Annotated in this window: 10 protein-coding genes; all 10 read left to right on the top strand. The window is 43.5% G+C overall.

The window, feature by feature from the left end; all coding sequences use genetic code 11:
- Nucleotides 1-1,525, top strand: a 1,525-nt coding sequence (gene bshC / locus RAC86_RS27730) for a bacillithiol biosynthesis cysteine-adding enzyme BshC (protein ID WP_377886242.1), incomplete at its 5' end; no start/stop codon positions are given.
- A 125-nt stretch (nucleotides 1,526-1,650) separates the two neighbouring features.
- The gene (gene mraZ / locus RAC86_RS27725; RefSeq protein ID WP_003221402.1) at nucleotides 1,651-2,082 is read left to right on the top strand and encodes a division/cell wall cluster transcriptional repressor MraZ; all 432 of its coding nucleotides are present in this window, start codon (nucleotides 1,651-1,653) and stop codon (nucleotides 2,080-2,082) included.
- A 69-nt stretch (nucleotides 2,083-2,151) separates the two neighbouring features.
- Nucleotides 2,152-3,087, top strand: a complete 936-nt coding sequence (gene rsmH, locus RAC86_RS27720) for a 16S rRNA (cytosine(1402)-N(4))-methyltransferase RsmH (protein ID WP_014479723.1) — start codon at nucleotides 2,152-2,154, stop codon at nucleotides 3,085-3,087.
- 39 nt (nucleotides 3,088-3,126) lie between these two features.
- Nucleotides 3,127-3,480 carry a cell division protein FtsL gene (gene ftsL / locus RAC86_RS27715; RefSeq protein WP_003232200.1) on the top strand — a complete coding sequence of 118 codons (354 nt, stop codon included), beginning with the start codon at nucleotides 3,127-3,129 and terminating at the stop codon, nucleotides 3,478-3,480.
- A gap of 5 nt (nucleotides 3,481-3,485) precedes the next feature.
- Complete coding sequence (pbpB, locus tag RAC86_RS27710; RefSeq protein WP_029726513.1) at nucleotides 3,486-5,627, top strand: penicillin-binding protein 2B; 2,142 nt, start codon at nucleotides 3,486-3,488, stop codon at nucleotides 5,625-5,627.
- Between the two features lie 116 nt (nucleotides 5,628-5,743).
- A complete protein-coding gene (locus RAC86_RS27705; protein ID WP_003245048.1) occupies nucleotides 5,744-7,684 on the top strand; it encodes a stage V sporulation protein D in 1,941 nt (646 codons plus the stop codon).
- A 175-nt stretch (nucleotides 7,685-7,859) separates the two neighbouring features.
- Nucleotides 7,860-9,344, top strand: coding sequence for a UDP-N-acetylmuramoyl-L-alanyl-D-glutamate--2,6-diaminopimelate ligase (locus RAC86_RS27700; RefSeq protein WP_046664176.1), 1,485 nt, complete (start codon nucleotides 7,860-7,862; stop codon nucleotides 9,342-9,344).
- A 111-nt stretch (nucleotides 9,345-9,455) separates the two neighbouring features.
- A complete protein-coding gene (gene mraY, locus RAC86_RS27695) occupies nucleotides 9,456-10,430 on the top strand; it encodes a phospho-N-acetylmuramoyl-pentapeptide-transferase (protein ID WP_003232192.1) in 975 nt (324 codons plus the stop codon).
- Nucleotides 10,431-11,786 carry a UDP-N-acetylmuramoyl-L-alanine--D-glutamate ligase gene (gene murD, locus RAC86_RS27690; RefSeq protein ID WP_029726512.1) on the top strand — a complete coding sequence of 452 codons (1,356 nt, stop codon included), beginning with the start codon at nucleotides 10,431-10,433 and terminating at the stop codon, nucleotides 11,784-11,786. It abuts the gene before it with no gap.
- A 60-nt stretch (nucleotides 11,787-11,846) separates the two neighbouring features.
- Nucleotides 11,847-11,938, top strand: a 92-nt coding sequence (locus tag RAC86_RS27685; protein ID WP_377886243.1) for a hypothetical protein, incomplete at its 3' end; no start/stop codon positions are given.

Here is an 11,938-nt window from a genome sequence, read left to right as displayed (position 1 = left end):
TATTCATCATAAGGACATGTGGCGAGAAAGACTGGAAGACTTATCTTCCCGGTTTTTCGCAAGAGAGGAATTGGCGGCGTACTTAACCTCTTACCATAATAAATTCGGTTCAAGTGCGATGCAGTCTGCTATTGAGAAGCTGAAGGACCCGTCAAGTGCCGCTGTAGTCGGCGGACAGCAGGCAGGACTTTTAACAGGACCGCTTTACACCATACATAAAATCATTTCAATCATTGTTTTAGCAAAGCAACAAGAAAAGGAACTGCAAGTGCCTGTCATACCAATCTTCTGGGTGGCTGGAGAAGACCACGATTTGGATGAGATTAATTTTGTTCACACATCTGAAGAGAATGGGCCTGTGAAAAAAAAGCTGCCTCAGTCTTATTGGAAGAAATCATCAGCAGCGAGCACATCGCTTGATCAGGAAAAGTGTGCCGCGTGGATAGATGATGTTTTTGCCGCTTTTGAAGAAACAGACCATACGAATACACTTCTCGACAATGTGAAACGATGTTTAAGGGAATCTGTTACGTTTACTGACTTCTTTGAACTGCTGATCGCGGATTTGTTCCAAGAAGAGGGCTTAGTTTTATTAAATTCTGGGGATCCGGGGATTAAAAAGCTGGAAACGGCCATGTTCCAAAAGATTCTTCGAGAAAATGATGAACTCGCCCGGGCTGTATCAGATCAGCAGGCCTTCATGCGTCAAGCAGGCTACAAACCGATTATCGAGTCCGGAAAAGAGCAGGCGAATCTGTTTTATGAATACGAAGAAGAGCGTTTTTTAATTGAAAAAGATAACGGCCGATTTGTCATCAAAGAGCTTGATCTAGGATGGACGATGGATGAACTTCATACACATATGGAAGAACATCCAGAGCGTTTCAGCAACAATGTTGTAACGAGACCGTTAATGCAGGAATTTCTCATTCCGACTTTAGCATTTATTGCAGGGCCTGGAGAAATCAACTATTGGGGCGAGCTCAAACAGGCTTTTGCGGTGATGGGCTTCAAAATGCCTCCTGTCATGCCAAGGCTGAACATTACGATACTTGAGCGGCATATTGAGAAAAAACTGGCTGAACGGAATATCTCGTTACAAGACGCGATTGAGAGCGGAACGGAGAATCAAAGAGAGACATACTTCGAGCGCCAGATTCCGGAAGAGTTTACGGCGGTGATGGATCAGGCGAAAAGCCAAATTGAAGCGATTCACAAAACGGTCCGGCAGGAGGCGTTAAAGGTTGATCAAAGCATGGAACCTTTACTCCTGAAAAATGCCGCTTTTATTCAGGATCAGCTTCAATTCTTAGAGCGCACGGTGACGAAGCGAATTGAAGAAAAAGAAGGCTACGTCTTGAAGGATTATGAAAGAATTCAAAATAGCATTAAGCCGCTTCTTGCGCCGCAAGAACGGATTTGGAATATCATGTATTATTTGAACAGGTACGGTCCAAAATTCTTCACGACATTCAAGAATCTGCCATTTTCTTTTCAAAATCAACATCAAGTTGTCAAACTTTGAAATAAAGTTTTAAAGAACCCTGACTAGTTCAGGGTTTTTTTTTATGGGTAAACAGTGTAAAATGAAGTTGTGGAGCGAAGTGGTGAATAGTGGTGAGTTGAGGAGAGAAAGTGGGGCAAGAGATCATGTTTATGGGTGAATATCAGCATACCATCGATGCGAAAGGCCGCATGATCGTACCCGCTAAATTCAGAGAAGGCCTAGGTGAGCAATTTGTGCTGACTAGAGGACTTGACCAATGTCTCTTCGGCTACCCTATGCACGAATGGAAACAAATTGAAGAAAAACTAAAAGCTCTTCCTCTCACAAAGAAAGATGCCCGCGCGTTTACCCGTTTCTTCTTTTCAGGGGCGACTGAATGCGAACTGGACAAGCAAGGCAGGGTAAATATTGCATCATCTCTATTGAATTACGCCAAACTGGAAAAAGAATGTGTTGTTATCGGGGTTTCTAATCGAATTGAATTGTGGAGTAAAGTAATTTGGGAACAATACACAGAAGAGCAAGAAGATTCATTTGCTGAAATTGCTGAAAACATGATTGGGTTTGATATATAATGATTCTTCGTGTATAACATTCTAAAAACAATTTCAATTCATCCTGATAAAAGGTGGGACCAACACAATATGTTTCAACACAAGACAGTACTTCTTCGTGAAACCGTAGACGGACTTAATATTAAACCAGACGGTACATATGTAGACTGCACACTCGGCGGAGCTGGGCATAGTACATACTTATTGCAGCAGTTATCCGAGAAGGGGCGTTTAATCGCTTTTGACCAAGATGATACGGCATTACAGCATGCTAAAGAAGTGTTGTCCGATTATAAAGGACAGCTCATTCTGATTAAAAGCAATTTCAGGTATTTAAAAGAATGTTTGAATGAACAAGGCATTACAGAAGTAGACGGTATTTTATTTGATTTAGGGGTGTCCTCTCCGCAGCTGGATACACCGGAGCGCGGATTCAGTTACCATCATGACGCACCGTTGGACATGAGGATGGACCAGTCGGCTACGCTTTCGGCGAAAGAAGTCGTTAATGAGTGGCGCTATGAGGATCTCGTCCGTATTTTCTTTAAATACGGAGAAGAGAAGTTCAGTAAACAGATCGCCAGAAAAATTGAGGAGGCAAGAATGAAGTCTCCTATTCAAACTACGGGCCAACTGGTCGATCTAATAAAAGACGCGATTCCCGCTCCAGCGAGAAGGAGCGGCGGACATCCCGCTAAACGCGTGTTTCAGGCAATCAGAATTGCCGTAAACGATGAACTTAGGGTGTTTGAAGAAGCTTTGGAGCAGGCAATTGAGGTTCTGAAGCCAGGGGGCAGGGTATCGGTCATTACCTTCCACTCGCTAGAAGACAGAATTTGCAAAACAACTTTTAAAGAAAAGTCGTCGCTTCCGGAACTTCCTCCGGGGCTTCCTGTTATACCGGAAGAGTTTGAACCGGAGCTGAAGCTCATCACACGAAAACCGATTACGGCATCTCAAGAAGAGCTTGAAGAGAACAACCGGGCTCGTTCTGCCAAGCTTCGGATTGCTGAAAAAAGAAAATAACGAAACGCGAACGCAAAATTAAAAGGAGGTCATCAGCCTATGAGCAATTTAGCTTACCAACCAGAGAAACAGCAGCGGCATGCGATCAGTCCTGAGAAAAAAGTGATTGTCAAGAAAAGGGCTTCCATTACTCTCGGAGAAAAAGTGCTTCTTGTCCTCTTTGCTGCGGCGGTGCTCAGCGTATCGCTTTTGATCGTATCGAAGGCGTATGCGGCATATCAAACCAATATTGAGGTGCAAAAGCTTGAGGAGCAAATTTCATCCGAAAATAAGCAAATTGGTGACCTCGAAAAAAGCGTTGCTGATTTAAGCAAACCGCAGCGCATTATGGACATTGCGAAAAAGAACGGCTTGAATTTAAAAGATAAAAAAGTGAAAAACATACAGGAATGATTCAAATGCCAAAAAAGAATAAATTTATGAATAGAGGAGCAGCGATTCTAAGTATTTGTTTCGCTCTCTTTTTCTTTGTCATCCTGGGGAGAATGGCATATATTCAAATAACCGGAAAAGCGAATGGCGAAGTGCTTGCGACAAAAGCGACAGAGCAGCATGAAAAGAAACGGACCATCGAAGCGAGCCGCGGCTCGATTTTAGACCGAAAAGGAAAAGTCATTGCAGAGGACACAGCGACGTATAAACTGATTGCGATTCTCGATAAAAAAATGACCACTGATGTCAAGCATCCTCAGCATGTTGTAAACAAAGAAAAAACGGCAGAAGCATTGTCTAAAGTGATAAACTTGGACAAGGCCGACATCCTTGATATCTTAAATAAAGATGCAAAACAAGTCGAGTTTGGATCAGCTGGCCGGGATATTACGTATTCACAAAAGCAAAAAATTGAAAAAATGAAACTCCCGGGCATTTCATTTTTGCGGGATACAAAACGCTACTATCCAAATGGTATTTTCGCATCCAATTTAATCGGCTATGCCGAGGTTGATGAAGAAACAAATGAAATTTCCGGCGCGATGGGATTAGAAAAAGTGCTGGATAAGTATTTGAAGGAGCGCGACGGATATGTGACATATGAAAGCGACAAATCCGGCTGGGAGCTCCCGAACAGCAAAAATAAAATTACAGCGCCAAAAAATGGTGACAATGTATATTTAACCATTGACCAGAAAATTCAAACCTTTTTGGAAGACAGCATGACAAAAGTAGCGCAAAAGTATAATCCGAAAAAAATCATGGCCGCAGTTGTCGATCCGAAAACAGGCAAAGTCCTTGCCATGGGACAGCGACCAAGCTTTGATCCGAACAAGCGCGATGTGACAAACTACTATAATGATTTGATTTCATATGCGTATGAACCCGGATCAACGATGAAGATCTTTACACTCGCTGCTGCGATGCAGGAAAACGTGTTTAATGCGAACGAACAATACAAATCAGGTACGTTTGAAGTTGGCGGAGCACCTGTTAGGGATCACAATAACGGTGTTGGCTGGGGTCCGACAACATATCATGACGGCGTCCTAAGGTCATCGAATGTCGCTTTTGCGAAACTGGCGAAAGAAAAGCTGGGATATGACCGTCTCAATCAATATTTGCACAAGTTCAATTTTTACCAGAAAACAGGTATTGATTTGCCAGGAGAAGTCTCCAGTAAAATCAACTTTAAATATGAATTTGATAAGGCGTCAACTGCATACGGACAAGCGTCTGCGGTCACACCAATTCAGCAGCTTCAGGCCGCGACAGCAATTGCAAATGACGGCAAAATGATGAAACCTTATGTCATTGACCATATCGTTGACCCAGATAAAGATAAAACTATTTATCAAAATAAGCCGGAATCAGCCGGAACTCCAATTTCTGCAAGTACTGCGAAAAAGGTGCGGGATATATTGGGAGAAGTCGTTACATCGAAGATCGGAACAGGGCAAGCTTATAAAATCGAAGGTTTTGATGTTGCCGGGAAAACAGGTACTGCGCAAATAGCCGGTAAAGGCGGATATTTAGACGGCACAGATAACTATATCTTTTCGTTTATGGGTATGGCACCAAAAGATGATCCTGAGCTTTTAATTTATGTTGCTGTACAGCAGCCGCAGCTAAAAGCAGGTCAGAGCAGTTCAGAACCAGTATCTGAAATCTTCAACCCAACAATGAAAAATAGCCTGCACTACCTGAACATTGAACCAACTGAAAAATCTGACTCAGATAAGGAAGAAACAAAAGCGCAGACAATGCCTGATTTAACAGATCAAACGGTAGCTGCTGCTCAAAAGAAAGCAAAAGAGGAGAATCTCACACCAATTGTCATCGGCAGTGATGTCGCTGTAAAAGAACAGTATCCGAAAGCGGATGAGGAAGTTCTCACCAATCAAAAGGTCTTCCTGAAAACGGGCGGCAAAATCAAAATGCCTGATATGACAGGCTGGTCGAGAAGAGAGGTTCTGCAGTACGGCGAGCTCGCGGGAATTCATATTGAAGTAAACGGGCAAGGCTACGCTGTCAGCCAAAGTGTTAAGAAAGACAAAGAAATCAAAGACAAAACCGTAATCAAGGTTAAGTTTAAAAATCCTGATTAAAAAGAAAGCTTGCGTTATGCAGGCTTTCTTTTTTTATGCCTTCAGAGGAGCATCGTTCTACCTGTCCAATTTCAGGCATAAAATGAAACAAGCCTAAATAAGGAGTGAACGGTCTCTTGCGCGTCTCGAATGTAACGGTTAGAAAACGTTTATTATTTGTTTTGCTTTTTGGCGTGATCGTGTTTCTGATCATTGATACAAGGCTGGGGTATGTTCAGTTTGTGATGGGCGAAAAACTGACTTCGCTGGCGAAAGATTCCTGGAGCCGTAACTTGCCGTTTGAGCCGGAGAGAGGCGAGATTCTGGATCGGAATGGTGTGAAGCTCGCAACAAATAAAAGTGCGCCGACCGTATTCGTCGTGCCACGCCAAGTTCAGAATCCGATGAAAACGAGCAAGCAGCTTGCGGCGGTGCTCAATATGTCAGAAGAAAAAGTATATAAACATGTGACAAAAAAAGCGTCAATCGAAAAGATCACTCCTGAAGGGAGAAAAATTTCAAATGAGAAGGCGAAAGAAATCAAAGCGCTTGATTTAAAAGGTGTGTATGTTGCGGAGGACAGTATCCGTCATTACCCGTTCGGCAGCTTTTTATCTCATGTGCTTGGATTTGCAGGAATTGACAACCAAGGGCTCCTTGGACTTGAAGCCTATTACGACGATGATTTAAAAGGGGAAAAAGGTTCTGTTAAGTTTTATACAGATGCCAAGGGGAAGAAGATGCCTGATGAAGCGGATGACTATACGCCGCCTAAGGATGGGCTTGATATGAAGCTGACAGTTGATTCAAAGGTTCAGACGATAATGGAAAGAGAGCTTGATAACGCTGAGGCCAAATATCATCCGGACGGCATGATTGCCGTAGCCATGAATCCGAAAAACGGAGAAATTTTGGGGATGTCTAGCAGGCCTGACTTCGACCCTGCTGATTACCAATCTGTTGATCCGTCCGTCTACAATCGAAATCTGCCAGTATGGAGCACGTATGAACCGGGATCTACCTTTAAAATTATTACACTTGCAGCAGCCCTTGAAGAGCAAAAAGTAAATTTGAAACGGGATCAATTTTATGATAAAGGGCATGCTGAAGTGGACGGAGCGAGACTGCGGTGCTGGAAAAGAGGCGGGCACGGGCTGCAGACGTATCTGGAAGTTGTGCAGAACTCCTGCAACCCGGGGTTTGTTGAATTAGGCGAGCGCTTAGGAAAGGAAAAGCTTTTCAAATATATCAAAGACTTTGGTTTTGGACAAAAAACGGGGATTGATCTCCAAGGCGAGGGAACAGGCATCTTATTCCCGCTTGAGAGAGTGGGCCCGGTGGAGCAAGCAACTACGGCTTTCGGACAGGGAGTATCCGTCACGCCGATTCAGCAAGTTGCAGCAGTATCCGCCGCTGTAAACGGAGGAACGCTCTATACACCTTATATTGCAAAGGAATGGATCGATCCTGTTACGAAGAAAACGGTCAAAAAACAATCACCAATCGCAAAGAAACAAGTCATTTCTGAGGAAACATCCAAACAAATCCGCTATGCTCTAGAAAGCGTCGTCGCAGAAGGAACCGGCCGCAATGCATTTGTAGAAGGATATCGTGTCGGAGGAAAAACTGGAACTGCACAAAAGGTTAAAGATGGAAAATATCTTGAAAACAACCATATTGTATCATTTATCGGTTTCGCGCCAGCTGATGATCCGAGTCTAGTCGTCTACGTTGCGGTGGATAACCCGAAAGGCACGATTCAGTTTGGCGGAACGGTGGCAGCGCCTATTGTCGGAAATATTATGAGAGACAGTCTGCCGGAACTTGGTGTGAAGCCCCGGAAAAATCAAATCGAGAAAAAATACCAATGGAACGACACAAAAACAATAGAAGTTCCGAATGTTGTAGGGATGTCTGTCTCAGATCTTGAGTCACTATTGGTGAATCTCAATGTGGATGCTTCCGGGAAAGGGAGCAAAATCGTTAAACAATCGCCAGCTGCCGGAACGAAAGTAAAAGAAGGCTCAAAGATACGCGTGTATTTGACTGAAGAAGATGAAAAGGAGGCAGCCGATTGATTCGGGCTGCCTATTCTTTTATTGCAGAAAAAATGCTGATATCTTTCAAGATTAGCTGGATGTATCCTTTTATTTACGCTAAAATATGAACTGTATGCTTAAAATCATTACCACATCATTTGATGTGACTTCAATGATAAAAAGAACGAATTAGAATGTTGAGAGGTTTGATACGATGAAACTTACAAAGCTGCTTACATACTTAACAACCGAACCTTCTGTAAACGACTCACAAGACCCTGAAATAACTTCAATTGAGATGGACTCCAGGGAAGTAAAGAAAGGGAGTCTTTTTGTATGTGTAAAAGGGTATACGGTGGATGGCCACGATTTTGCGCAAAAAGCAGTAGAAAACGGTGCAGCGGCTATTGTGGCAGAAAGAGAGGTCGATGTGAATGTTCCTGTTATTATTGTCCGGCAGTCACTTCGCGCGCTCAGCGTTTTGTCTGATGCGTTTTACGGACAGCCGACGAAGAAGCTTCAGCTGATTGGGATAACAGGGACAAACGGCAAAACATCAACGACCCACATGGTCGATGAGATTCTGAAAAAAGCGGGAAAACGCACAGGCTTGATCGGTACAATGTATATGAAAATCGGAGACGAAACACTTCCTGTTAAAAACACGACTCCGGAAAGCGTCACGCTGCAGAAAACGTTTAAGAAAATGAATGACAAGCACGTTGACACTGCAATCATGGAGGTTTCTTCCCACGCTTTGTCTTTAGGACGCGTCCATGGCTGTGATTATGATATTGCCGTGTTTACGAATTTAACACAGGACCATCTGGACTATCATAAAACGATGGATGAGTACCGGCATGCAAAAAGCTTGCTCTTTTCCCAACTTGGCGGGGCTTTCAACCATGAACATCCAAAGCGTGCCGTCCTGAATGCTGACGATGAGGCGAGCGTTTATTTTGAAAAGGTAACAGCTGCGCATATCTCTACATACGGAATTAAAAACGATGCTGATGTGATGGCGAAGAACATCAGTATCACTGCACAGGGCACAAGCTTTGATCTCGTGACAAACAAAGGCACGAAGCACATCACGATGTCTCTCGTCGGACAATTTAATGTGTATAACGTGCTGGCCGCTGTTGCGACATGTATTGCAGCAGGCATACCGTTTGAAATCATCACTGAGGCTGTTGAAGAATTGCATGGTGTAAGAGGCCGTTTTGAATTGGTCAATCAGCAGCAGGAGTTTCCTGTCATTGTAGACTACGCGCACACACCGGACAGCCTTGAAAATGTGCTGGAGACATGCAGAGACATGACGGAAGGAAAGCTATTTGTCGTTGTCGGCTGCGGAGGAGACAGAGATAAGACGAAGCGCCCGAAAATGGCTAAAATTGCTGTGGAGCTGGCTGACGAGCCGATTTTCACGTCAGATAACCCGAGAAGCGAAGATCCTCGCGCGATTTTAAGAGATATGGAAGCCGGAGTAGAGAACGCATACTATCACAGTATTGCAAACCGCGAGCAGGCGATCTTTTTCGCAATTGCCAATGCCAAAAAAGGCGACGTTGTCCTCATTGCCGGAAAAGGACATGAAACCTATCAGCAGATCGGAAATGAAACTTTCGATTTTGATGATGCTGAAGTAGCGGCGAGAGCCATTGTTGAACTCAATAAGAATAAGACGAATTCATAGGAAAGAGATGTTACTGAATAATGGAGCTTGAAAAGATTTTTCATATGGAAAAAAATCATGAATATGATAACTACGTATGTCGTTTGAAAGAAACAGGAGGAGAAAAGGACAATGCTTGAGCAAGTCATTCTGTTTACAATTTTAATGGGGTTTTTAATTAGTGTTCTGCTCTCTCCGATTCTTATTCCGTTTTTAAGAAGATTAAAATTCGGCCAGAGTATTAGAGAAGAAGGACCGAAATCACATCAGAAAAAATCAGGGACACCGACAATGGGCGGGGTCATGATCATACTTTCTATCATAGTGACAACAATTGTTATGACACAGAAGTTTTCAGAAATAAGCCCCGAAATGGTGCTGCTTCTGTTTGTTACGCTAGGCTACGGTTTGCTTGGCTTTTTAGATGATTACATCAAGGTTGTCATGAAGCGCAATCTTGGATTGACATCAAAGCAAAAGCTGATCGGACAAATTATTATTGCAGTTGTATTTTACGCCGTGTATCATTACTACAATTTTGCGACGGATATTCGCATTCCTGGAACTGACTTATCATTTGATCTTGGCTGGGCTTACTTTATCCTTGTGCTCTTTATGCTTGTCGGCGGATCAAACGCAGTTAACCTGACTGACGGCCTTGACGGGTTATTATCCGGTACTGCGGCGATTGCCTTTGGCGCCTTTGCCATTCTGGCATGGAATCAGTCTCAATATGACGTAGCGATTTTCTCAGTTGCCGTTGTCGGTGCAGTTCTGGGCTTCCTTGTATTTAATGCTCATCCGGCCAAAGTTTTTATGGGAGATACGGGATCGCTTGCATTGGGAGGAGCAATCGTTACCATTGCCATTTTAACGAAATTAGAGATCCTGCTGGTTATCATCGGCGGTGTATTCGTTATCGAGACATTATCTGTTATTTTGCAGGTCATCAGCTTTAAAACGACAGGTAAACGAATCTTTAAAATGAGTCCGCTTCATCACCATTATGAGCTTGTCGGCTGGTCTGAATGGAGAGTAGTCGTGACGTTTTGGGCTGCGGGACTTTTGCTTGCCGTTTTAGGAATTTACATCGAGGTGTGGTTATAAGTGGAAAATGATCAATTTTTACAGAAACAGCATTTTTTAATCCTTGGGCTTGCGAAAAGCGGATATGCGGCGGCCTCCATTCTTCATGAAAAAGGCATTTATGTTGCAGTCAATGACCAAAAGCCTTTTGAAGAAAATGAACCGGCACAAAAGCTTTCTGAAAAAGGAATCGAAGTTGTTTGCGGAGAGCATCCAGTTTCTCTGTTCGATCAGCATCAAATCACGATTCTGATCAAAAACCCGGGAATTCCTTATGAAAATATTATGGTTCAGGAAGCGGAGAAAAGAGGCATTCCGGTTTGGACGGAAATTGAGCTCGCTTACTACCTGACCAGCGCCAAGTTTATCGGGATTACCGGATCGAACGGTAAAACGACCACGACAACGCTAATTTACGAAATGCTCAAAGCTGGCTCGCAAAAAGCACTGATTGCCGGAAACATCGGCACAGTCGCAAGTGAGGTTGCCTATCATGCTGATGGAGATGAATGGATCGTTACTGAACTGTCTTCGTTTCAGCTGATGGGAACACACGCTTTCAGACCGGAAATCAGCCTGATTTTAAATGTATTTGACGCCCATCTGGATTATCACCATACGCGCGAAAACTATGAAAAAGCGAAACAGAAAGTATACCTTCATCAGACTGCTTCAGATAAAGCTATTGTCAACCAGGATGATGAAACCGTCGTGCGTCTTGCTGAAGCCGGAAAAGCCGAAATCGTCCCGTTTTCAGTCAGCAAAACGCTTGAACAGGGCGCATATGTAAAAGACAGTATGATTATGTTTAACGGCGAAGCCATTCTTCCTCTGGAAGAGGTTGTACTGCCCGGTGCTCATAACCTGGAGAACATTTTAGCAGCTATTGCAGTTGTGAAAACGGCAGGAGCATCCAATGAGGCGGTTAAAAAGGTGCTGACAAGCTTTACTGGTGTGAAGCACCGCCTCCAATATGTCACAACTGTGAATGGCCGCAAATTTTATAACGACAGTAAAGCAACAAACATTCTGGCGACAAGCAAGGCGCTTTCAGCTTTTGATAAGCCGGTCATTCTGCTTGCGGGCGGACTGGATCGCGGAAATGGTTTTGATGACTTGAAACCTTATATGAAGCATGTCAAAGCAGTGCTTACATTTGGCCAGACGGCGCCAAAACTCGAGAAACTCGGCAATGAACTGGGAATACAACATGTCAAACGTGTCGATAATGTTGAACAAGCAGTATCTGCGGCGTTTGCGCTCTCAAATGAAGGAGATGTCATCCTGCTGTCACCCGCGTGTGCGAGCTGGGATCAATTCAAAACATTTGAAGAACGCGGTGACATGTTTATAGATGCCGTGCATATGCTTAAGTAAGGGCTTGTCTTGAAGTAAATCGGCAGCCCTAATGACTTTAAGCTTGGGGTGTCGATTGCTTTGACTACTAAAAAAACATCGCCTGATTTGTTATTGGTCATCATTACGTTATTATTATTAACAATCGGATTAATTATGGTGTACAGTGCGAG

This window comes from Bacillus sp. LR_5 (assembly GCF_042709275.1).
Note: the sequence above shows the minus strand (reverse complement) of the source record. Positions and strands in the feature narration are given on the sequence as shown.

What these genes read in the sequence shown, in the direction of transcription:
- mraZ (WP_003221402.1), top strand. Translation starts at nt 1,651, where the DNA reads ATGTTTATGGGTGAATATCAGCATACCATCGATGCGAAAGGCCGCATG.
- rsmH (WP_014479723.1), top strand. Translation starts at nt 2,152, where the DNA reads ATGTTTCAACACAAGACAGTACTTCTTCGTGAAACCGTAGACGGACTT.
- ftsL (WP_003232200.1), top strand. Translation starts at nt 3,127, where the DNA reads ATGAGCAATTTAGCTTACCAACCAGAGAAACAGCAGCGGCATGCGATC.
- pbpB (WP_029726513.1), top strand. Translation starts at nt 3,486, where the DNA reads ATGCCAAAAAAGAATAAATTTATGAATAGAGGAGCAGCGATTCTAAGT.
- RAC86_RS27700 (WP_046664176.1), top strand. Translation starts at nt 7,860, where the DNA reads ATGAAACTTACAAAGCTGCTTACATACTTAACAACCGAACCTTCTGTA.
- mraY (WP_003232192.1), top strand. Translation starts at nt 9,456, where the DNA reads ATGCTTGAGCAAGTCATTCTGTTTACAATTTTAATGGGGTTTTTAATT.